General features: G+C 72.4%; 22 protein-coding genes and 1 pseudogene. 14 read left to right on the top strand and 9 right to left on the bottom strand.

What is annotated here, in order from left to right; translation table 11 throughout:
• The first annotated feature begins 33 nt into the window (after positions 1-33).
• From ACGFIS_RS28770 to ACGFIS_RS28785, 4 genes are all read left to right on the top strand, one after another.
• Positions 34-918: an alpha/beta fold hydrolase gene (locus ACGFIS_RS28770; RefSeq protein WP_392901365.1), complete on the top strand. Its 885-nt coding sequence runs from the start codon at positions 34-36 to the stop codon at positions 916-918.
• A 104-nt stretch (positions 919-1,022) separates the two neighbouring features.
• Positions 1,023-1,562, top strand: coding sequence for a hypothetical protein (locus ACGFIS_RS28775; RefSeq protein ID WP_184887265.1), 540 nt, complete (start codon positions 1,023-1,025; stop codon positions 1,560-1,562).
• Positions 1,563-1,640: 78 nt separating this feature from the next.
• Complete coding sequence (locus ACGFIS_RS28780) at positions 1,641-2,213, top strand: thioredoxin domain-containing protein (protein ID WP_392901367.1); 573 nt, start codon at positions 1,641-1,643, stop codon at positions 2,211-2,213.
• The gene (locus tag ACGFIS_RS28785; protein WP_392901369.1) at positions 2,213-3,064 is read left to right on the top strand and encodes a cytochrome c biogenesis CcdA family protein; all 852 of its coding nucleotides are present in this window, start codon (positions 2,213-2,215) and stop codon (positions 3,062-3,064) included. The genes ACGFIS_RS28780 and ACGFIS_RS28785 overlap by 1 nt, the downstream gene beginning before the upstream one ends.
• A gap of 13 nt (positions 3,065-3,077) precedes the next feature.
• On the opposite strand, the gene ACGFIS_RS28790 is transcribed toward ACGFIS_RS28785, so the two are convergent.
• Entirely contained in the window at positions 3,078-3,944 is an 867-nt protein-coding gene (locus tag ACGFIS_RS28790; RefSeq protein WP_184887259.1) for an endonuclease/exonuclease/phosphatase family protein, read from the bottom strand.
• 1,041 nt (positions 3,945-4,985) lie between these two features.
• Here ACGFIS_RS28790 and ACGFIS_RS28795 point away from each other — a divergent pair.
• Positions 4,986-6,308 (top strand): DUF222 domain-containing protein, encoded by a 1,323-nt coding sequence (locus ACGFIS_RS28795; protein WP_392901371.1) that lies wholly within the window; start codon positions 4,986-4,988, stop codon positions 6,306-6,308.
• A 513-nt stretch (positions 6,309-6,821) separates the two neighbouring features.
• Here ACGFIS_RS28795 and ACGFIS_RS28800 read toward each other — a convergent pair.
• Positions 6,822-7,016 (bottom strand): DUF397 domain-containing protein, encoded by a 195-nt coding sequence (locus ACGFIS_RS28800; RefSeq protein WP_392901373.1) that lies wholly within the window; start codon positions 7,014-7,016, stop codon positions 6,822-6,824.
• A 105-nt stretch (positions 7,017-7,121) separates the two neighbouring features.
• Positions 7,122-7,895, bottom strand: coding sequence for a helix-turn-helix domain-containing protein (locus tag ACGFIS_RS28805; RefSeq protein WP_392901375.1), 774 nt, complete (start codon positions 7,893-7,895; stop codon positions 7,122-7,124).
• Between the two features lie 261 nt (positions 7,896-8,156).
• On the opposite strand from ACGFIS_RS28805, the gene ACGFIS_RS28810 reads away from it, so the two are divergent.
• Entirely contained in the window at positions 8,157-8,573 is a 417-nt protein-coding gene (locus ACGFIS_RS28810) for an ATP-binding protein (protein ID WP_392901377.1), read from the top strand.
• 8 nt (positions 8,574-8,581) lie between these two features.
• Here ACGFIS_RS28810 and ACGFIS_RS28815 read toward each other — a convergent pair whose 3' ends face one another.
• Entirely contained in the window at positions 8,582-9,301 is a 720-nt protein-coding gene (locus tag ACGFIS_RS28815; protein ID WP_392901379.1) for a hypothetical protein, read from the bottom strand.
• Between the two features lie 108 nt (positions 9,302-9,409).
• Positions 9,410-10,141, bottom strand: coding sequence for a MerR family transcriptional regulator (locus tag ACGFIS_RS28820; RefSeq protein WP_184887247.1), 732 nt, complete (start codon positions 10,139-10,141; stop codon positions 9,410-9,412).
• Positions 10,142-10,181: 40 nt separating this feature from the next.
• On the opposite strand from ACGFIS_RS28820, the gene ACGFIS_RS28825 reads away from it, so the two are divergent.
• Both ACGFIS_RS28825 and ACGFIS_RS28830 read left to right on the top strand, forming a co-directional pair.
• A complete protein-coding gene (locus ACGFIS_RS28825) occupies positions 10,182-10,652 on the top strand; it encodes a DUF6194 family protein (RefSeq protein WP_308428021.1) in 471 nt (156 codons plus the stop codon).
• Between the two features lie 66 nt (positions 10,653-10,718).
• Positions 10,719-11,102 carry a helix-turn-helix domain-containing protein gene (locus tag ACGFIS_RS28830; RefSeq protein WP_184887245.1) on the top strand — a complete coding sequence of 128 codons (384 nt, stop codon included), beginning with the start codon at positions 10,719-10,721 and terminating at the stop codon, positions 11,100-11,102.
• A 21-nt stretch (positions 11,103-11,123) separates the two neighbouring features.
• Here ACGFIS_RS28830 and ACGFIS_RS28835 read toward each other — a convergent pair whose 3' ends face one another.
• The 3 genes and pseudogenes from ACGFIS_RS28835 to ACGFIS_RS28845 form a co-directional block, all read right to left on the bottom strand.
• The gene (locus ACGFIS_RS28835; RefSeq protein ID WP_184887243.1) at positions 11,124-11,726 is read right to left on the bottom strand and encodes a ClpP family protease; all 603 of its coding nucleotides are present in this window, start codon (positions 11,724-11,726) and stop codon (positions 11,124-11,126) included.
• Positions 11,723-12,352, bottom strand: a complete 630-nt coding sequence (locus ACGFIS_RS28840) for a ClpP family protease (RefSeq protein WP_184887241.1) — start codon at positions 12,350-12,352, stop codon at positions 11,723-11,725. Before ACGFIS_RS28840 ends, ACGFIS_RS28835 begins: the two co-directional genes overlap by 4 nt.
• Before the next feature lie 103 nt (positions 12,353-12,455).
• A pseudogene (locus tag ACGFIS_RS28845) lies at positions 12,456-13,205 on the bottom strand (aldo/keto reductase); the annotation flags it as partial.
• Positions 13,206-13,228: 23 nt separating this feature from the next.
• Between ACGFIS_RS28845 and ACGFIS_RS28850 the strand changes: the two are divergent.
• Both ACGFIS_RS28850 and ACGFIS_RS28855 read left to right on the top strand, forming a co-directional pair.
• A complete protein-coding gene (locus ACGFIS_RS28850; RefSeq protein WP_392901383.1) occupies positions 13,229-13,729 on the top strand; it encodes a TetR/AcrR family transcriptional regulator in 501 nt (166 codons plus the stop codon).
• 140 nt (positions 13,730-13,869) lie between these two features.
• Complete coding sequence (locus ACGFIS_RS28855; RefSeq protein WP_392901385.1) at positions 13,870-14,664, top strand: SDR family oxidoreductase; 795 nt, start codon at positions 13,870-13,872, stop codon at positions 14,662-14,664.
• Between the two features lie 15 nt (positions 14,665-14,679).
• Here ACGFIS_RS28855 and ACGFIS_RS28860 read toward each other — a convergent pair whose 3' ends face one another.
• On the bottom strand, positions 14,680-15,441 hold the full coding sequence (locus ACGFIS_RS28860; protein ID WP_184887233.1) for an IclR family transcriptional regulator: 762 nt from the start codon (positions 15,439-15,441) through the stop codon (positions 14,680-14,682).
• Positions 15,442-15,544: 103 nt separating this feature from the next.
• Between ACGFIS_RS28860 and hutH the strand changes: the two genes are divergently transcribed.
• Genes hutH through ACGFIS_RS28880 form a run of 4 tightly spaced genes read left to right on the top strand, consistent with a single transcriptional unit; the run spans position 15,545 to position 21,354 of the window.
• Positions 15,545-17,089: a histidine ammonia-lyase gene (hutH, locus tag ACGFIS_RS28865; RefSeq protein ID WP_392901459.1), complete on the top strand. Its 1,545-nt coding sequence runs from the start codon at positions 15,545-15,547 to the stop codon at positions 17,087-17,089.
• A gap of 11 nt (positions 17,090-17,100) precedes the next feature.
• Positions 17,101-18,750 carry a urocanate hydratase gene (gene hutU, locus ACGFIS_RS28870; protein WP_392901387.1) on the top strand — a complete coding sequence of 550 codons (1,650 nt, stop codon included), beginning with the start codon at positions 17,101-17,103 and terminating at the stop codon, positions 18,748-18,750.
• 38 nt (positions 18,751-18,788) lie between these two features.
• Positions 18,789-19,988 (top strand): allantoate amidohydrolase, encoded by a 1,200-nt coding sequence (locus tag ACGFIS_RS28875; protein ID WP_392901389.1) that lies wholly within the window; start codon positions 18,789-18,791, stop codon positions 19,986-19,988.
• Between the two features lie 10 nt (positions 19,989-19,998).
• A complete protein-coding gene (locus ACGFIS_RS28880) occupies positions 19,999-21,354 on the top strand; it encodes a formimidoylglutamate deiminase (protein ID WP_392901390.1) in 1,356 nt (451 codons plus the stop codon).
• Positions 21,355-21,392: the final 38 nt, after the last annotated feature.

Raw genomic sequence — 21,392 nt, forward strand, 5'->3', positions numbered from 1 at the left:
CGCTCGGCCTCGCCGGCGCCCATGATGGGGGTCATGGCTTATGTGCGGGCGCCCGAGCGGGCGGGCGAGATCGAACTGCCCGACGGCCGACTGCTCGGCTGGGCGGAATGGGGTCCGGAGGACGGCGTCCCGGTGCTGCTGTGCCCGGGGGCGGCGACCAGCCGCCGGCTCGGCTTCGGCCCGGAGGCGGTCGGCCCCCTCGGGGTGCGCCTCGTCTCCGCCGACCGGCCGGGCCTCGGCGCGTCGACCCCGTCGCCCGGCAGGACCTTCGCTGGCTTCGCCGCGGACATGAGCGACCTCGCCGCCCTGCGCGGGCTGGCGGACCCCGTCCTGGTCGGCAACTCGCAGGGCGCCCCGTTCGCGCTCGCCTGCGCCGCCGAGGGGGTCGGCTCGGCGGTCGCGATCGTCTCCGGGGCCGACGAGGTGGCCGCACCGGAGTTCGCGTCCGCGCTCCCGGGCGAGCTGCGCGGCCTGGTCGACCGTGTCGCCTCAGATCGCGCGGGTGCCGAGCTGTTCTTCCGCGGGCTGGGCCCCGACGCGCTGTGGAGCATGGTCATGGACGCGAGCCCGCCCTCGGACCTCCGCGTCTACCGGGACCCGTACTTCATGGCGGGATACCGGCGGGCTCTGGACGAAGCGTTCGTGCAGGGCCCGGACGGTTACGCCCGCGACACCGTGCTGGCGATGGGCCGCTGGCCGTTCGACCTCGGCGGTATCGGCGTCCCGGTCGACCTCTGGTACGGCGAGGAGGACACGGGCCATTCACCCGACAACGGCAGGACCCTCGCGGCGCGCATTCCCGGCGCCCGCCTCCACACGGTCCCCGCGGTCGGCGGCGCCGTGCTGTGGAAGCACCCCACCAGCATCCTCCGCACCGCCCTGGCGCACCGGGCACGGCACCCCGGCGGCGACGCCTAGGCGCGGAGCGCCCGGGGGCCGAGCCGGTCCGCGACGCGCCGCCTCCTACGATCATGGCGTGGCCGGCGCCCGGCGAGGCGTGGCGGACCGGCGAGGGAGGACGAATGATCCGATTGCACGTCGGCATGCCCCGGTCGATGCGGGTCGTCTGGCTCGGATGCCTGGTCCCTCTGATCGCCCTGGCGAACCTGATGCTCGGCGCCCTCGGCTGGATGTTCCTCACCTCGTCGGAGGTGCCGGGCGTAGGCGCTTTCTTCCTGCTCATGCTCCTGCTGATCGACGTCCTGGTCGTCCTCACGCTGGCCCTGCAGTACCGCAACGCGTACTGGCTGGACGGCAGGGTCCTCGTCCGGCGCCTGCTCTTCGGCCGCAGGACGTACGATCTCCGGGCCGCCCATGTCGCCGCGGAGACCGCCACGCCGGTCTGGACGAACTGGCGCGGAGGCGTCCTGCCCCGCCTGGTCGTGCGGGCACCCGGCACCGCGCCGGCACGGATCTGGTTGCGCGACCCGTCCCGCGGCGGTGCGCTCCTGCCGCCCGACCAGCTCGCGGCACTGGCCCGGGCCATCGACCCGGACCTCCGGCATCCCGTGGCCCGGAGGCTGTGGGAACTCGCCTCCGATCCGCTCCGCGGCGTCGTCTGACCCGGCCGGCCACCCGCCGGAGCGGACTTCATCGCTTCGTAAGGAATGGCGGCGCCTCCGGCCGTTAGCGTGATGGGCATGAAGAAGGCGATCGTGACGATGGCCGGTGCCGCGCTGCTCGTGGCCGGATGCGGTGGTGGCGGCGAGGCGACGAGCGCCGTCGAATCGCCGAGCGAGGCACCCGCGAGTCCCGGCGCGCAGAGTTCTGGCGCGCAGAGTCCCGGCGCGCAGGGCCGCGACGTCCCCGAGGCGCTGCGGTTCAAGGGCGAGACGCTGGCCGGCGAGCAGTTCGACGGGGCGGCCCTGGCAGGCAGGCCGGCCGTGTTCTGGTTCTGGGCGCCATGGTGCTCCAAATGCCAGTCTGAGGGCCCCAACGTGGCCAAGGCGGCCGAGAAGTATGGGGACGAGGTCTCCTTCGTCGGCATCGGGGGCCTGGAGAAGGACAAGGGCCGGCTGCGGGACTTCGTCTCCCGGACCGGCACCGGGAACCTCACCCACCTGGACGACCGGACCGGCAGCCTGTACTCCCACTTCAAGGTGACCTCCCAGTCCTCGTTCCTGTTCATGGCGCCCGACGGCAAGACGAGCAAGGACTCCGGACCGCTGGACGAGGACGAGCTGAGCCGCCACGTCGACGGCCTGCTCGGCTGATGGAGCGGATCTCGCTCGCCCTGGCCGCCGGGCTGGTCGCGGCGTTCAACCCGTGCGGTTTCGCGCTGCTGCCCTCCTACCTGACGCTGCTGGTCGCGACGCCGGGGGCGGGCGGGGTGTGGCGGGCGTTGCGGCTCTCGGCCGCGGTGACCGCGGGGTTCGTCACCGTCTTCGGCGCGTTCGGCCTGCTCATCTCCGTTCTGACGACCTCGGTCCAGGAGTACCTGCCCTGGCTCACCATCGTCATCGGCCTGGCCCTGGCCGTGCTCGGCGGGTGGCTGCTGACCGGGCGGGAACTGCTGGTCCGCCTGCCCCGCGTCCAGGCGGGCGGCCTGACGGGTTCACTGGCGGGACTGTACGGATACGGCGTCTCGTACGCCGTCGCCTCCCTGTCGTGCACGATCGCGCCGTTCCTGGCCGTCACCGGGCTGGTGTCCGGCGGCACGGGCATCGCGGCCGGACTCGCGGCGTTCGCCGCGTACGGCATCGGCATGGGCTTGGTCGTCGGGCTTCTGTCGATGCTGGTGGCGCTGGCACGCGAGGCGGCCGTGGCGCGCACCCGCCGGATACTGCCGCACGTCTCCCGCGTCAGCGGCGCCTTCCTCCTCCCGGCCGGGCTCTACGTCACCTACTACGGCTGGTACGAGACACGCCTCAATGCGGGGGCCTCGGCCGACTCCACGGTCGTGGACACCGCCACCGAGGTCCAGGGCGCGCTCACGACCTGGCTGGACCAGCTCGGCGTCTGGTGGATCGCCGCCGTCTTCACCGCCCTCGTGGCCGCGACCCTGGCGGCGCACCGGCTGCGGCGCCACCGTACGGCGTCCGGCAAGGACGCCGCGCGACGGTGACACGGCACGTGACTCAGCCGATCCGGAGATGCGCGACGACGGGGAGGTGGTCGGAGGGGTAGAGCCCGCCGCCCCGGTACGGGTCGATCTCGGCCCACGACGTCCGCACCTGCCCCCGCGCCAGGATCCAGTCCAGCCGCCGGCCGCCCCGTTTCGGTGGACGCCACCGTCCGAGGGTGCCGTACTCGGTGCCGCGTTTCCGGGCCGTCGTCCATGTGTCGTGGAACGCGTCCGCTCCGGTGAGGACGGTGTACTCGGGCGACGTCCCGGCGGCGGAGTTGAAGTCCCCGGTCAGCACCACCGGGACGCCCGCCTGGAACCCGCGGACGCGGCGCAGGATCAGCTCGGCGCTCTTCACCCTCGACTCCGCCGACCCGTTGTCCAGATGCGTGTTGACGTGGTGGAAGACCACGCCGGTGCGCCGATCGCGGAACTTGGCCCAGGTCACCATCCGCACGTACCGGTTCCCCCAGCTCGCGGAACCGATGGCGTCGGGGGTGTCGGACAGCCAGAAGTGGTCGAAGTCCAGCACCTCGAACCGCTTGCCGTAGAAGATCGCCAGGATCTGGTCCTTGGTGCCGCCCTGGGTGCCGAGCCCGATCCACCGGTGGTCCGGCAGCATTCGGGCGAGGTCGCGGATCTGGTGCCACCGCCCCTCCTGGACGCCCAGCAGGTCGGGATCATGACGGCCGAGGAGACGCTCGACCAGCTTCCGCCGGGTGCGCCAGTCCCGTGGCGGCGGATCGTTGACCCCCCGCACGTTGTAGGTCATCACCCGCACGGTCGCGTCGCCCCGCGCCGGCTCGGCCACCACGAACCCCGAGACGAGCAGTAGCGCCCCGGCGGCGACCACCGCCCAGAACCACCGACGCCCGCCCATCACACTCCCGCCGCGGAACCCGGACCGAGACCCCACACCCTTCGAACATCCCCGCCCGAACCGAATCGATCAAGACCACCCACAGCAATCCCCGCCCTACCGCCATAGATCGCGCTTCCCGTCCCGGCGCTCCGGGCCGGTGAACGGTCATGAAGCCGCCAAGAAGTAAACCCGAAGCGGGCCGATGCTTGACTCGCCGTGTCAGTGGATGGTGCAGCCGATGCTCCACCTCAGCGGGAAAGGAAGCACCGGTATGAATGGAAAGAAGCCGACGGCCCTGACAAGGCAGCGGATGCTCGCACCGGCCGGAGCTGCCGCCGCCGCGGCGGGCCTGGCGATGGCCGGCCCCGCCTCCGCCGACCTGCACACCCCGCCCGCGCAGGATGCAGCGCGGAACCAGGCGGAGGAACCAGGTGTGGCTGGGGTCGTCTCTGTCGCCCTGGTCTCGCCGGCCTGTGTGCCTGATGCTCGCCAGCCCGGCCCGGCCCTGAAGTGAGAGCCGCCTCGCTCCCAGATTCTGGACACTCCCGAGATTCGGGATTTCGGCGCGGTGCCAGCGGTGGTTCTGTGGCCCTTTGGGGTTGCGGCGATCTTTTATCGGAATGGTGTGGTTGCGGTGGGTGCCTGGCTGAGGTGGCCCCTGGCAAGTTGGGTGCGCAATGGTGCGGGTTGCTGTCGGTTGACGTCACTTCGGCTGGGCTCGCCGGTCGGTGGTAGGCGACTGTGTTGAGTTTTGTGCAGGGTTCTGAAGTGAGGTTCCCATGTTGCGCTCGGTTCGGACTGTGCGGGTTGTGGTCACTTTGCGACAAATCTGCTGCCAGTGGGAGCGGTAACCGGTCCGCCGGGTCGAGGTGGTCGGTCGAGGTGGATGCTTCAGGAAGGAAGTGGCGAGTGCGTTTCGATCATGGCATGTGGCTTCGCGGGCGCTCAAGCGGGTGCCGAATTCTGCTCGGTATTCTGGCTTTCGGACTATCTTGAAGGTCTAATTATTTTCACCTTGATGTGGCGTCACTCGTTGTAATTGTTCGATATGATTGAGTCATGTGTTCGACTGAAATCGATGTGGCCTCGATGTCCACCAGTGAGTTGGTGGACGCGGCGGCGACGATCGCGGCCGAACTCGCTCAACGTGATGCGCCCGACTCTGCGGCCGTATGCATGCGGGCCACCGAAACCCTGGCTCGTGCCAACGACCTGCACGAAAGCGCCCTCGCCACGCTGATCGCCCGAGTCGATGCGGCGGGGGAGATGCGCCGCTGGGGGTACCCGTCCGTCCGCAGTTGGCTGCGTTCCCGCCTCGGCATGCGCGAGGCCCGCGCCAAGGAGCGCATCAACCTGGCCCGGCAACGTCACCGAATCGGCGAGGTCGCCAGGCGACTCGCCCGCGGCGACATCTCCTACGGGTACGCCGCCACCATCGCCTCCGCCGTCACGCGACTGGACGATGACGACTGTGCCACCGCCCAGGACATCCTCCTCGACCTGGCCGGGCAGGGCTTCTCCGCTGGAAAGGTCGCCGCCTTCGGCAGCCGGATCACCGATCTGATCGCCGAACGCGACGGCACGGAGAAGCCCGATCCCGACAGTCGGCGCGGCTACGAGCTGTCCTGGATCGACTCCACCCGCTCACTGGACGGTGGCCGCTACGTCAAGGGCTGGTTGAACGCCGAAGACGCCGCCGTCTGGGACGGGACCCTTGCGCCCCTCGCCAAACCGGCCGGGACCGAGGACCAGCGCGACCTGTCAGAGCGGACGGCGGCAGCTCTGACGAACGTGCTCGCCGGGGGCCACAAGGCCACCAAGGTCACCGTCATCTGCGATCTGGACACCCTGACCGGCGGCACCGCGCCCGCCCGCCTCACCGACGGCACCCCGATCCCCGCCGAGCAGGCCCGCCGGATCGCCCTGAACGCCGGGGTGGCGCCACTTCTTCTGGGGCGCGGCCACATCCCCCTCTACCTCGGGCGCCGCGTCCGCTTCGCCACCCCGGCTCAACGCCAGGTACTGGAAGCCCTCAACCCGAGCTGCGCGGTCCAGGGCTGTGAGGTCCCCGGTCCGCTCTGCGAAGTCGACCACGTCAACGGCTGGGCCATGGGCAACGGCCGCACCGACATCGACGAACTGGCCCTCACCTGCGGGTTCCACAACCGTTTCAAGGCCACCAACCCCGAGCACGTCCACATCGCCAAGGACGGCGACGGACGCTACACCTACCGCATCCGGCCGCCGAGCGATACGCCCCCGTCGCCGCCGACGCCCGCCACCGACCTGTGGAACCCCACCACGAAGCATCGAGTCCGGCCCCGGCCCCGTCGGCTCCACCCCAACCCGACCCGCGGCCGACGCCAGGCAGCCGGCCCCTGACCGGGGCAGATGCCCCCATAGCCCCCCATGGACATCAAGCCATCCCGATGGGAGCCCGGTCGGTCGGCGGGTGATGATCTGTAGACCCCGCGGTCGACGTGGTGCTCGTGGCACCTGATGGCCTCTCGCCGGGTATTGCCCCCGCCCACCCGCCGACCGCACGCGAAACCCGCTTCGGGCAGGTCAGCGCTATATTGCTGTGCTGCACACCTCCGGGGACGGAATATGCATGGACGAATATGCATGGACCTAGTTCGTATACCCGTGATCGTGGCTTGCGGCGCGGTGTTCGCGGCGATTGTTGTGATCACCCTGGCGTTCGCCGTCCGTCAGGACTTGCACGACGACGGTGTCGTCGCGGCTGCCGAGACGTCCCGGGTCAGTCGGCCCTCTTCGACGCCGCTCACTCCCTGTGAGTCCGATGTGAACCACATGTTCATGCGATACGTCTCCGCCCCAAGATCCGGTACTGGTGCGAACGGTACGGCGGATGAGGCCCGGCCGAGCTGCTCGCTACAGCCTCGCGGAGCGGAGGGCCTGCATGAAGGCACCCCACTCGCGGGGTGAGAAGTCCAAGACGGGACTCGAGTCGCCTTGCCTGCTGTCCCGTACGCCGATGGTCCCGTGGTCAGAAACGGCGACTTCAAGGCAGGCGCCGTTGGCTTCGCTGATCCGGGACTTGCGCCAAGTGCCGTACTGAGGGGTCATGGGGAGGGATCGATCCTTTTCTCAAGGCCGTCGGCCGCGTCTTCCAGCAAGCTGAGGCTTGCGGTACCCGAGAGCGCAGCCTGCCGAAGATACTCGTACCGTTGGTTATATCGCATCACCTCCTCTGGCTCGGGTGTGCACGATGTCCGTGCTAACCGTGTCAACCACTGCGATAAGTGGATCGACTGAATCCTTGAAGTCGAAGAGGAAGAAGGCCGACTTGGGCAGCAGGCGGCCGGTGAAATCAGCCGCGACGGGCAGCATGAGCACCGTGACGTACGGGTGGCGGGCAGCGGTTTCGATCAGCGATCGAAGCTGGGCGAGCATGATCTGCGGCTGTGCCGTCGGGCGGCGCACGACGACTTCGTCCAGGATGACCTCATAGCGCGGACCTCCAGCACCGAGCACATGCGCCCGACGCCGGAGCCGAGCCTCGATGAGGCGGTCGGCGACGAAGCCGCGCTCTCCCTCCGCCTCGGCCATCTCGATCATGAACTGGATGAAGTCGGGTGTCTGGAGGACTCCGGGGATGGTGAACTGGTTGTACTCGCGGATGGTCGCGGCGCCGGATTCGAGGTCGGCGTACATGCGCTGGCGGGCGCCCATGGCGTCGCCGTAGGCGTCCCACCAGCCGCGGTCGGCGGCGTCGCAGGCGATCTCGAAGATGGCGTCGAACCTCTCGCCGGTGACGCCGAGGACCTTCATGATCTTCACGATGTCGCGGACGTCGGGGCGGCAGCGGGCGTTCTCCAGTTTGGACACCGTCATGCGGGAGCGGTAGATGCGGCGGGCCAGTTCGTCGGCCGTAATTCCGTTCTGCTCGCGGAGGGTGCGCAGTTCGGCGGCGAGGCGGCGCCGGCGGACGAACGGGCTGGTCACCGGAGACCTCCGTGCTCAGGCGGGGGCGCTGACCGGGGGATCAGCGTTGTCGACTCTGTGTTATCACGTGATCGCCGAGCGTGTCATCGAAGGTCTTCCGCTCGAACGTTCCGTTCGTTTACGTAAACGGGCGTGCGCGTTCGCCCTGAAGGCGTGCCGAAGCCTCAGGCGGGCCGCTGTGCTGCTGCTTTTCCGTCCTGTGGTCGCTCGGTTACTGAAGATGGAACGGCCGAAGAACACGTCGTCCCCGAGAGGTGATCAATGCTCCTCGCCGTTTCCGCCCCCGCAAAGCCGGAGGCGCCGATGTACTGGCGGCGCGAGTTCCGGGGAAAGCCGGAACAGGCCCGGTTCGTCCGGGCGTTCGCCGCTCACCTGCTGGCCGACTTCCCGGCGCTGGACGACGTCCTCCTCGTCCTGGACGAGTTGGCCGTCAACGCGATCCGGCACACCGCCTCGGGTCGCCCCGGCGGCCGGTTCACCGTGGACATCAGCATGGACGTGGCAGGCGTCATCGTCTACGTCACCGACCAGGGCGGGCCGGGGGAGCCCCGCCTCCGCAACCTGGCCGAGCTCGCGGAGGGCGGTCGTGGACTCCTCACGGTGGACGCCCTCGCAGCCACCTGGTCCTGGACCGGCACGCCAGAGGCCCGCACCGTTCGCGCCACCTTCCCGGCCTGACGCGTGGCCTATTGCTCGGGTCTCTCGTCCTTCCTCACCGGCACCTGTCCCAGGGTTCGGACGTACTGGCGGCGCTTCTCCTCCTTCACCACGACGCCGAGGTGCGCCAGTTCCTCGCGGAGCAGCCGCGCGTCGTCCTCGTTGTCGTCTTCCAGTGAGTTCTGGCGGGCCTTGAGGAGGGCGTTCGCCCCTTCGGACAGGCCGGGAAGGTCGGGGACCCAGAGGCGGAACTCGTGCGCGTACGGATCGGCGTCCGCCCACCGGTAGCCGTGCTCGGCGACCGTCGCGGCGACTCGGCCGAAGTCCAGCCCGCTCTCGACGCGGGCGAGTTCGCCGCCGTCGGTGCCGAGCACGACCAGCTTGCCGCCGTCCCGGCAGATGATGGCGATGTCCTCGCGGGAGAGCCGCTGCTCGTGCCCCTTGCGGGTGAGCACGACATGGTCCTTGTACAGGCGGATCACCAGCTGCTCGTACTGGGCGATGAGTCCCACCACGAGCCCCGCCAGGGCACCCAGGACGGGCAGCACCACGCCGGGGATCATGTCGACCAGCCGGGCGGGACCCTTCATCGGCGCGTAGGGCAGCGACACCAGCCACTCCGCCAGGAGACCGAGGAGCCAGCCGGCGGCCGCCCCCAGCAACGCGGCGACGACGTACACGGCCGCCGTACTCCAGGCGGGCTCCCGCAGCACCGCGGGCCGGTCGTGCTCCTCGGATGACTTGCTCACTTCCGCGCTCCTCCTCGCTCTCCAAGTGGAGTGTCGCGTTTCCGCGACCGCACCCACGAGAGCCCGAGGACGAATCCCGACCGACCAAGGTCGACGGTCGGACCGCCTTCAGTCGATGCCACCGGTTGCGGAGTCGGTGATGATCTCGGCCAGGTCGGTGCCGGCCCTCAACAGGGCTCGTGTGCGGTGGGTGATCGCTTCTACGCGGGCGTCCAGGGTGCGGAGCGGGTCGTCCAGGTCGTGCACGCGGCGGACGGCGGCCATCGTCCGCTGGACGTCGGGGACGCGGTAGCCCGCCGCCCTCAGCACCGCGGTGATCCGGGCTTCGCGGATCGCCGGGAGCGGGTAGCGGCGGGCGGAGCCGGCCCGGGCCGCCACCCGCTCCGGCCGGACGAGGCCCGCCTTCTCCCAGAACCGGAGCGCCGAGGCGCGGACGCCGAGGGCCTCGGCCAGCTCGGTGATCGTCATCGAGTCCCCGGCGGCCGGTGCCGCGTCGGCCGCCGCCTCCGCGCGGATCATCTCCAGCGCCTCCCGCGCGGCGAGCGCGTCGTCCCGCTCGCGGTTCAGGGCGATGTGGAACGAGCTCACCAGGGCGGCCGCCTCGCCGGGCGGCAGCGCGCGGATCTCGCGCATGGCGTGGCGGGCGCGGACCGGCCCCACGGCGGTGGCGAGTTCGCGGTACGCGCGCAGGTCCCGCACGTGGCGCCGGGAGAACCGCCGGTACCCGTTCGCCGCCCGGGGCGCCCGCGGGATGACGCCCAGTGCCTCAAGGTCGCGGATCTGCTGCGCGGAGTACCCCGAGGCCGCCGAAAGCGCGGCCGTGCCGAGCCCTTCGCCCACCGCAAACCCTCCGTCAGCACTTCAACCTCACACTTCAAGCATGAGTATGGAGGAACTGCTGGAGACGATCCGTGCGTTCGTCGGCGTCCACGAACTCGCGCCCACGGAAGGCGATGGAGGCCCCGAGATCGCGTGGGGGGATCACTTCTTCTACTACGCCCCCGACGGCACGGTCCCGGTCCGGGCGCAGCCCTACGCCACCATCGTGACCAAGGACTACCCCGGCGACGCCCTGTCCGGCCTCGGCCCGGCGGGACGGTGGCGGGTCAACGTCCACGTCGGCCGCGCCCGGTACACCGAGCTCACCGGTGCGGAGCCGGGCCGCGAACCGGCGCCGCGGGACTTCGGCGCCGCCGACGTGATCCTCCCGCACCCCGTCTACGGGGCGCTCGGCTGGATCGCCGTCGTCGTCCCGGGCGAGAGGACCGGGCCGACCGTGGTCGCCCTGCTGCGCGAGGCCCATGAGAACGCGCGGGACCGTGCCGCCCGGCGCGCCGGCGAGGCGCCCTAGGAGGCGGCCGTTCTGCGGTGGGCGGAATGGCCGGGACATCGCGGGACGGCCGATTTACGATGAGGCATGGCTGAGATCGTCCGACCGTTCCCGCCCGCCGACGACACGCCGCCCGAGCCGGGCGGGCCCGGCCAGGAGCCGCTGTGGCGCGAGGCGCTCGGCGAATGCCTGCGGCGCCTGCGCACCGAGCGCGGCGAGATCCTGGTCGAGACCGCCCGCCGGGCCGGGGTCTCCCCGCAGTACCTCTCCGAGATGGAGCGCGGGGTCAAGGAGCCGTCGAGCGAGATGATCGCCGCGGTCGCCGGCGCCCTCGACGTGACGCTCGCCGACCTGACCCTCGCCGTCGCGACGACCCTCCTCGGCGCCCCGGTCGGCGCCCCGGTCGGCGCCCCGGTCAGCGCCCCGGTCAGCGCGCCGGCCGGGCCGACCGCCTACGCGCTGGCCGCGTGACGGTACGCCCCGGCGGCGTGCCTACGCGGGGAGCGGCTGCCGCTCCTCGAGGACATGGTCGATGAGGCCGTAGTCCAGCGCCGCGTGCGCGGTGAAGACCCGGTCCCGGTCGGTGTCGGCGCGCAGGGTCGCGGTGTCCTGCCCGGTGTGCCGGGACAGGATCTCCTCGATGTCCGCGCGGACGCGGACGACCTCGTCCGCCTGCAGGATCAGGTCCGGGATCGCGCCGCGGCTCTGCCCCATCGGCTGGTGCAGCACCACGCGGGTGTGGGGGAGCGCGGCGCGCTTGCCGGGGGCGCCCGCCGCGAGGAGCACCGCGCCGACGGCGACCGCCTGCCCCACGCACGTCGTCGCCACCGGCGACCGGATGAAGCGCAGCGTGTCGTACACCGCGAGCATCGCGCTCGGGTCCCCGCCCTCGCAGTTGATGTAGAGCTGGATGTCGGTGTCCGGGCTGTCGGACTCCAGGTGCAGCAGCTGCGCGACGAGGGCGTTGGCCACGCCCGCGTCGATGGCGGTGCCGAGGTAGATGATCCGCTCGGTGAGCAGGTGGGAGTAGACGTCCATGATCCGCTCACCGCGGGGGTGCTGCGCGATCACGTTGGGGATCGTGTAGCTGCTCACCGGGCGGCTCCTTCCGCGGGGACGCCGAGCCCGACGCGCCGGCGGGCGTCGGGCACGACCTCGTCCAGCGAGGTGACGATCGAGTCGATGAACCCGTAGTCGAGCGCCTCCCGCGCGGTGAACCAGCGGTCGTGCAGCGAGTCCTCGAAGACGCGCTCCAGCGGCTGCCCGGTGTCCTCGGCGATGAGCCCGAGGACGGTGTCGCGGGTGTGGCGCAGGTCGTTGGCCTGCAGTTCGATGTCGACGGCCGCGCCGGCGATGCCGGCGGAGCCCTGGTGCATCAGCACGCGGGCGTGCGGCATCGCGCGGCGCTTGCCGCGGGTCCCCGACGACAGCAGGAACTGGCCCGCGCTGTAGGCGACGCCGAGCACCAGTGTGGAGACGTCGCAGGGGACGAGCCGCATCACGTCGCGGATCGCGAGCATCGACGGCACCGACCCGCCGTGGGAGTGGATCCACAGCGCGATGTCGGTGGACGCGTCCTCCCGCGCCAAGGTGATCAGCTGGGTGGCAAGCAGGGTGCCGTTGTCGTCGTCGAGTCCGCCGTCGAGCACGAGGACGCGCTGCTGGTACAGCTCGCGCCGCGCTCGTTCGTTGAACAACGGGATCTTCTGTTCCTCGCTCATGCCTCGACTATGCGGCGGGGCCGGCGGTGGTTCACGCCCTATCCGCCTGCGGCAGATCCGCTGAGAGCAGCGTGCCGGGGCGGCGTGGCCGGCAGGGGGCCGCTCAGCGGCGGCGGGACGCGGGTTCCAGGGCCCTCGTGCTCGTGTTCCACATGTTGTCGGCGATGTTGACGGTGTGGCCGGGCGGCACGATCTCGTCGATGCGGTCGAGGACGTCTTCGGAGAGCTCGACGCCGGCGGCCGCCAGGTACGAGTCGAGGTGCTCCATCGTGCGGGGGCCGACGATCGCGGACGTGACCGCCGGGTGGCGGGTGACGAACGCGAGCGCCAGCTGCACGAGCGACAGCCCGGCCTCCTCGGCGAGCACCGCGAGGGCCTCGGCGGCGTCGAGCTTGGCCGCGTTGGCCCGCGACGTCGCGTCGTACACGGCGGCGAAGCCCTCCCGGCGCGCGACCGAACCCGGCGGCTCGACGTCCCGGCCCTTGCGGTACCTGCCGGTCAGCCAGCCGCCGGCGAGCGGGCTGTAGGTCAGCACGCCCATGCCGTGCCGCAGGCAGGTCGGCAGCACGTCGTACTCGGCGGCGCGGGCCAGGATGCTGTACGGCGGCTGCTCGGTGCGGACGCGTTCGCGGCCCCGCCGCTCCGCGGTCCACTGCGCCTCGACGATCTCGGAGGCGGCGGCCGTCGAGGTGCCGAACATCCGGATCTTCCCGGCGTGCACGAGGTCGGACAGCACGCCGAGGGTCTCGTCCACGTCGACGGCCGGGTCGAGGCGGTGGATCTGGAACAGGTCGATCCAGTCAGTGCCCAGCCGGCGCAGCGAGCCCTCCCACGCGGCGTGCCGATGCCCGGCGCAACCGCGAGAAGATCCTCGCGGTGGCCCGGGAGGCGTTCGCCCGCTCCGACCACGACATCTCCATGGCCGAGATCTCCCGGCGCGCGGGGGTCGGCATGGCCACGCTCTACCGCAACTTCGCCAGCCGGCGGGAGCTCCTGGAGGCCCTCTACCAGGACGAGGTCGACGCCGTCTGCGCGGCCGCCGGGACGGCCGAGGGGGAGACGCCCGGCGCGGTGTTCACGGCCTGGCTGCAGCGCTTCCTCGTCTTCACGGCGGGCAAGCGGCCCATCGCCGCCGAGCTGCTCACCCACATCGACGGCGACAACCCCGTGTTCGGCCGGAACCGCGCCAGGGTGCTCGCGGCCGGGGGCGGGCTCCTCGCCGCCGCCCAGGAGGCCGGGGAGGTCCGCCGCGACCTCGCCCTGGAGCAGATCCTCGACATGATCGTCGCCATCGGCGGGATCGACGGCGACGCCGCCTACCTCGACCCGATCGTCCAGGCCCTGCTCGACGGGTTGCGTCCTCCCGCGGACGCGTGACGGCGGCAGGCCGGATCAAGCCTGCGGCTGTGCAGGATCAAGCCTGCGGCTGTGCGGGATTGGGCCTGTGGCGGGGGCTCGCGGCGTGCGTACGATCAACGCCGTCCGGGCGTAAGGCCCGGCTTACCCCGGGAGTGGCCATGCGGAAGGCAGTCGTCACCGGAAGCACCAAGGGGATCGGGTTCGCGCTCGCGCGCGAGCTGCTGCGCCGCGGCCACGGAGTGGTCGTCTCGGGACGCACCCGGGCGGCGGTGGACGACGCCGTCGAGCGGCTCGCGCCCGAGGCCGCCGGGGAGGCCGCCGTCCACGGAGTCGCCGTGGACGTCACCGACCCCGCGCAGGTCGAGAAGCTGTGGGACGCCGCCGTGGAGGCGCTCGGCGGCGTCGACCTCTGGATCAACAACGCCGGTGTCGCCAACACCACCCGCCCGATCGCGGAGACGCCCGCCGCCGACGTCCGGACGATGGTGACCACGAACATGCTCGGCACCGTGTACGGCTCCCAGGTCGCCGTGCGCGGCATGAGCGGGAAGGGCGGCCAGGTCTTCAACATCCTGGGCGGCGGCAGCGACGGCCGGATCCGCCCGGGGATGGGCGTGTACTCGGCCACCAAGCGCGGCCTCGACTCGTTCACCCGCGCGCTGGTCAAGGAGGTCGACGGGACGGACGTCCGGGTCGGGCAGGTCAGCCCCGGGATGCTCATCACCGAGGGCTGGCTCCGGGAGGCCGCGGCGGCACCGGAGCAGGTGCGGGACCAGCGGAAGATCCTCAACATCCTGTGCGACCACGTCGACGACGTCGCGCCCTACCTGGTCGACCGGATGCTGGCCAGCAAGAAGAACGGCGCCGCCATCAAGTGGCTCACCAGCGGCCGGATGACGCGGAAGTTCCTCGCCGGCGGCAAGCGCGACGTCCTCTCCCGATACGGCCTCTGACCCTCCGGGACCGGCTCAGCCCGGCGCCCGGCCGGTCAGGCGCGTCGTCAGGGCGGTGGCCGTGTCGCGGACCGGACCCGCCAGGGCGGGCCATGTCCCGGGCGGGTGGGCCTCGCGGCGGAACGTCACGGTGATCGCCGCCGTGGGGTGGGCCGTGTGGTCGAAGGCGCAGGCGGCGATGCTCGCGAAGCCCTCGGTGATGTGGCCGTCCTCCACCGCCCATCCCCGGCGCGCGTCCTCGGCGAGGACGCGGCGCAGTTCGCGCAGGGACGCGGGCCCCAGCCCGGTGCGGTCGACGAACCGGCCGGGGAAGAGGGCGCGGACCTGCGCCGCGGGCAGGTGGGCGAGCATCGAGCGGCCGCTCGCCGTGAGGTGGGCGGGCATGCGGACGCCCACGTCGGTGAGCAGCGTGGCGTGGCCGGGCGGCTGCTCCTTGAGCAGGTAGAGCGTCTCGGCGCCGTGCAGGACGCCCAGCTGGACGATCTCGCCCACGCGGTCCACCAGGCGGCGGAGCAGCGGGCGGGCCAGGCGCTCCAGCGGCTCGTGCCGCAGGTAGGCGGACCCGATCTCGAAGGCGGCGACGCCCAGGCCCCAGCGGCGCTCCTCCGGGATGGCGGTGACGAAGCCGTCCTCGGCCATGGCCGCCAGGAGGTGGTACGTACTGGACCGGGGCAGCCCGAGGGAGCGCGCGATCGCCGAGGCGGGGAGCGGGCCGGGCGCCGCGGCCAGCAGGCGCAGCACCGCCAGGGCGCGGCGGGCGGCCGGAACCTGGCTCATGGCCCCATTATCCCGCAATAGTCTCGTATCTGAGACAGTCGCCGGTCGCCACCCCTCCCGCCGCGGCGCCGGGGACGCTCCAATGGTGGGTATGAGCATCGACATGGCGGACGAGATCATCGAGGTCGGCCCCGAGGCGCTGGCGTTCGAGCAGGTGGTGGCGGTGGCGCGCGGCGGCGCGGCGGTCTCGCTGACGGACGCGGCGCTGAAGCTCATCGGCGAGTCGCGGGCCCATGTCGAGGAGCTGGCCGCCCGCCCGACCCCGGTCTACGGGGTCTCGACGGGTTTCGGGGCGCTCGCCACCCGGCACATCGCCCCGGAGCTGCGGGCGCAGCTGCAGCTCAACATTGTCCGGTCGCACGCGGCCGGGTCGGGTCCGGAGGTGGAGCGGGAGGTCGTCCGGGCGCTGATGCTGCTCCGGCTGCGCACGCTCGCCACGGGACGGACCGGGGTGCAGCCGGCGACGGCGCGGACGCTCGCCGCGCTGCTCAACGCCGGCATCACGCCCCAGGTCTTCGAGCACGGCAGCCTCGGCTGCTCCGGGGACCTCGCCCCGCTCGCGCACGTGGCGCTGGCGCTGATCGGCGAAGGGTCGGTCCGGGACGCCGCCGGCGAGCTGAAGCCCGCGGCGGACGCGCTGGCGGAGGCCGGGATCGCACCGGTCGAGCTCGGCGCCAAGGAGGGGCTCGCCCTCCTGAACGGCACGGACGGGATGCTCGGCATGCTCGTCATGGCCGTCCACGACCTGCGCCGGCTCCTCACGGCCGCCGACGTCGCCGCCGCGATGACGGTCGAGGCGCTGCTCGGCACCGACCGGGTCTTCGCCGCCGACCTGCAGGAGCTGCGCCCCCACCCGGGCCAGGCCGCGTCGGCGGCGAACCTGCGGGCGCTGCTGGGCGCCTCGGAGATCATGGAGTCGCACCGCGGGCCCGACTGCACCCGCGTCCAGGACGCGTACTCGCTGCGCTGCGCACCCCAGGTGAACGGTGCCGCCAGGGACACGCTGGCGCACGCCGAACTCGTCGCGGGACGGGAGCTGGCGTCCGCCATCGACAACCCGGTGGTGCTGCCGGACGGCCGGGTCGAGTCCAACGGCAACTTCCACGGCGCGCCCGTCGCGTACGTGCTGGACTTCCTCGCGGTGCCCGCCGCCGACGTCGCGTCGATGTCGGAGCGGCGCACCGACCGGATGCTCGACAAGGGCCGCTCGGGCGGGCTGCCCGCGTTCCTCGCCGACGACCCCGGCGTCGACTCCGGCCACATGATCGCCCAGTACACGCAGGCCGCGATCGTGTCGGACCTGAAGCGCCGCGCCGCCCCGGCCAGTGCCGACTCCATCCCGAGCTCGGCCATGCAGGAGGACCACGTGTCGATGGGCTGGAACGCGGCCCGCAAGCTGCGCCGGTCGGTCGACGGGCTGGCGCAGGTGATCGCCATCGAGATCCTCACCGCCGCGCGGGCGCTGGACCTGCGCACCCCGCTGCGGCCCGGCCCGGCGACCGGCGCCGTCGTCGCGCGGCTGCGGGAGGCCGTCCCGCCGCCCGGCCCGGACCGCTACCTCGCGCCCGAGATCGCCGCCGCGACCGAGCTGGTCCGGGACGGCTCGCTGGTCGCCGCCGCCGAGGCCGTCACCGGCCCCCTCTCCTAAGGAGTCCGCAGATGTCCGGTCCCCGTCCCGTCCGCGCGCCGCGCGGCACCGACCTCACCGCCAAGGGCTGGCCGCAGGAGGCCGCCCTCCGCATGATCCAGAACAACCTCGACCCGGAGGTCGCCGAGCACCCCGACGAGCTGGTCGTCTACGGCGGCTCGGGGAAGGCGGCCCGCAGCTGGGACGCCTTCGACGGCATCGTCCGCTCGCTGACCGACCTGGAGGGGGACGAGACGCTGCTCGTCCAGTCCGGCAAACCGGTGGGCGTCTTCCGGACGCACGAGTGGGCGCCCCGGGTGCTGATCGCGAACTCCAACCTCGTCCCGCAGTGGGCGACGTGGGAGGAGTTCCGCCGCCTGGAGTCGCTCGGCCTGACGATGTTCGGCCAGATGACCGCCGGGTCGTGGATCTACATCGGCACCCAGGGCATCCTCCAGGGCACCTACGAGACGTTCGCCGCCGTCGCCGAGAAGCGCTTCGGCGGCACCCTCGCGGGGACGATCACGCTGACCGCCGGGCTCGGCGGGATGGGCGGCGCGCAGCCCCTCGCCGTGACGATGAACGGCGGCGTCGCGATCTGCGTCGAGTGCGACCCGTCCCGCATCGAGCGGCGCGTCGAGCACCGGTACTGCGACGTCCGCGCCGGCTCGCTGGACGAGGCGCTGCGGCTCGCGGAGGAGGCGAAGGCGGCCCGCCGGCCGCTGTCGATCGCGCTGCTCGGGAACGCCGCCGACGTCGTCCCCGAACTGCTGCGCCGCGGCGCGCCGATCGACGTCGTCACCGACCAGACCAGCGCCCACGACCCGCTCGCCTACCTGCCGCGCGGCGTCGCGTTCGAGGACATGGCCGCCGAGCGCGACAAGGACCCGGCCGCGTTCATCGAGAAGGCCCGCGCGTCGATGGCCGCGCACGTCGAGGCGATGGTCGGCTTCCAGGACGCGGGCGCCGAGGTCTTCGACTACGGCAACTCCATCCGGGGCGAGGCGCAGCTCGCCGGGTACGCGCGGGCGTTCGACTTCCCCGGGTTCGTCCCCGCCTACATCCGGCCGCTGTTCTGCGAGGGCAAGGGCCCGTTCCGGTGGGCGGCGCTGTCCGGCGACCCGCGCGACATCGCCCGCACCGACCGGGCGATCCTCGACCTGTTCCCGGACAACGAGCCGCTGGCCCGGTGGATCAGGATGGCGGGGGAGCGGGTGCACTTCCAGGGCCTGCCGTCCCGGATCTGCTGGCTGGGCTACGGCGAGCGCGACCGGGCCGGGGAGGTGTTCAACGACCTCGTGGCGCGCGGTGAGATCAGCGCGCCGATCGTCCTCGGCCGCGACCACCTCGACTGCGGGTCCGTCGCCAGCCCGTACCGGGAGACCGAGGGCATGGCGGACGGTTCGGACGCGATCGCCGACTGGCCGCTGCTGAACGCGATGCTGAACACCTCGTCCGGCGCGACGTGGGTGTCCATCCACCACGGCGGAGGCGTCGGCATCGGCCGCTCCATCCACGCGGGCCAGGTCTGCGTCGCGGACGGGACGGCCCTCGCCGCCGAGAAGCTCCAGCGCGTCCTGACCAACGACCCCGGCACCGGCGTCATGCGGCACGCCGACGCCGGCTACGACCGCGCCGCCGAGGTCGCCGCCGACCGCGGCGTCCGCATCCCGATGCGCTGACACGCCGCAGGTGAACGCGGTCCGGGGAGAGGGAGGGTATGGGGTTCGAGGAGATGTGGGCGGCGCTGCTGCCCATCGGGCGGGACGAGGCGACCGGCGGCTACCACCGGTTCGCGTGGACGCCTGCCGAGCTGGAGTGCCGTGCCTGGTTCCTGGACGAGGCGCGGCGCCGCGACCTGGACGTCGAGCACGACCCCAACGGGAACATGTTCGCCTGGTGGCGGCCCGGGGACGGTTCGCGCGGCGACGCCGTCCTGACCGGGAGCCACCTCGACTCGGTGCCCGGCGGCGGGGCGTTCGACGGGCCGCTCGGCATCGTGTCGGCGTTCGCGGCCGTCGATCTGCTCCGCGACCGGGGACGTGAACCGAGGCGGCCGATCGGGATCGGGGCGTTCGCCGAGGAGGAGGGCGCTCGGTTCGGGGTGGCGTGCCTCGGGTCGCGGCTGCTGTCCGGGGCGATCGACCCGGCGCGGGCCCGCGCCCTGAGCGACGCCGGCGGCCGCACGTTCGCCGAGGTCATGCACAACGCCGGGTTCGACCCGGACGCGATCGGCCCGGACGACGGCCTCCTCGGGCGGATCGCCTGCTACGTCGAACTCCACGTCGAGCAGGGCCGGGCGCTTCGGGAACCGGTCGGGGTGGCGAGCGCGATCGTCCCGCACGGCCGGTGGCGGTTCGACTTCTGCGGCGAGGGCAACCACGCCGGAACGACGGGGCTGCGCGACCGGCGCGACCCGATGCTGCCGTTCGCGGGCATGGTGATCGCCGCGCGGGAGGCGGCCGAGCGGAACGGGACCGTCGCGACCGTGGGGAAGGTCCGGGTCGTTCCGGGCGGGGTGAACGCGATCGCCTCGTCCGTCACGGCCTGGCTGGACGCCCGCGGTCCGGCGGACGAGGCGGTCCGGCGGACGGTCACGGAGATCGACGAGGCCGCGCGGATCGCCGCGCGCCCGCACAGAGTGAGCGTCGACCTCGCCGAGGAGTCCTACACCGAGATCGTCGACTTCAACCTGGCCTTGCGCGACCGCATCGGCGGGACGCTCGGCGGCGTCCCCGTCCTGCCGACCGGCGCGGGCCACGACGCGGGCGTCCTGTCGGCCCGGCTGCCGACGGCGATGCTGTTCGTCCGCAACCCGACCGGGGTCTCGCACGCCCCCGAGGAGTTCGCGGAACCGGCCGACTGCCTGGCCGGAGTGGAGGCCCTGACCGCGGTACTGGACGACCTGGCGTGCGGGTAGGACTCCGGATATGCAGTGGCATGCCCAGTTCGCCTGGCTCGGGGACGGTGTGGCGTCCGACGTGCTCATCGAGGCCGACGGCGAGCGGATCACCCGCGTCGCCGCCGGCGTCCCCGCCCCGCACGACGCACAGCGCCTGCCCGGCCTGACCCTGCCGGGCCTCGCCGACGCGCACTCCCACGCCTTCCACCGCGCCCTCCGCTCCCGCGCCCAAGTCCATTCCGGGACGTTCTGGACGTGGCGCGAGCAGATGTACAAGGTCGCCGACCGTCTCGACCCGGACTCCTACCGCGCCCTCGCCACCGCCGTCTACGCCGAGATGGCCCTCGCCGGGATCAGCTGCGTCGGCGAGTTCCACTACCTGCACCACGGCCCCGGCGGCACCCCCTACGACGAGCCGAACGCGATGGGCGAAGCGCTGATCGCCGCCGCGTCCGACGCGGGCATCAGGATCACCCTCCTGGACGCCTGCTACCTCACCGGCGGCATCGGCCGTCCCCTCAAGGGGCCGCAGCTGCGCTTCGGCGACGGAACCGCGGGCAACTGGATGCGCCGGGTCGAAAGCCTGCACGAGGAGACGGACAAGGCGGGACGGCTCCACGCCCGCGTCGGGGCCGCGATCCACTCCGTCCGCGCCGTGCCCCGCGAGCAGTTGCGGGCCGTCGCGTCCTGGGCGAAGGAGCACCGCGCGCCCCTGCACGTCCACCTGTCGGAGCAGCCCGCCGAGAACGAGGCGTGCCTCGGCGCCTACGACATGACGCCCACCCGCCTCCTGGCCGAGTCGGGGGCGCTGGGCGCGCTGACCACGGCCGTCCACGCGACGCACCTCACCGACGACGACATCGGCCTGCTCGGGGCGACCATGACCGGCGTGTGCATGTGCCCGACCACCGAACGGGACCTCGCCGACGGGATCGGCCGCGCCCGCGACCTCGCCGACGCCGGCTCGCCGATCTGCCTGGGCTCCGACCAGCACGCCGTCATCGACCTGTTCGAAGAGGCCCGCGCGGTCGAGCTGGACGAGCGGCTCCGCACCCGCGTCCGCGGCCACTGGACGGCGGGGGAACTCCTCGCCGCCGCTACGTCCAACGGCCACTACGGGCTCGGCTGGCCGGAGGCGGGACGGCTGGAGCCCGGCGCGTACGCCGACCTCGTCACCGTGGCGCTCGACTCGGTGCGGACGGCCGGAGCCGGACCCGGCCACACCGCCGAGGCCGCCGTGTTCGCCGCCACCGCCGCCGACGTCCGGCACGTGGTCGTCTCCGGCCGGCAGATCGTCCACGACGGCCGCCACCTCCTGATCGACGACGTTCCCGCCGCCCTGGCCGAGACCGTCGCCGCCGCCACGGCCCCCGACGACGCATGACCGGCGCCGCCCAGCCGCACGCCCGGCCGCTCGCGCGT

Source organism: Spirillospora sp. NPDC048824, from assembly GCF_043198455.1.
In the GTDB taxonomy this organism is placed as follows: domain Bacteria; phylum Actinomycetota; class Actinomycetes; order Streptosporangiales; family Streptosporangiaceae; genus Spirillospora.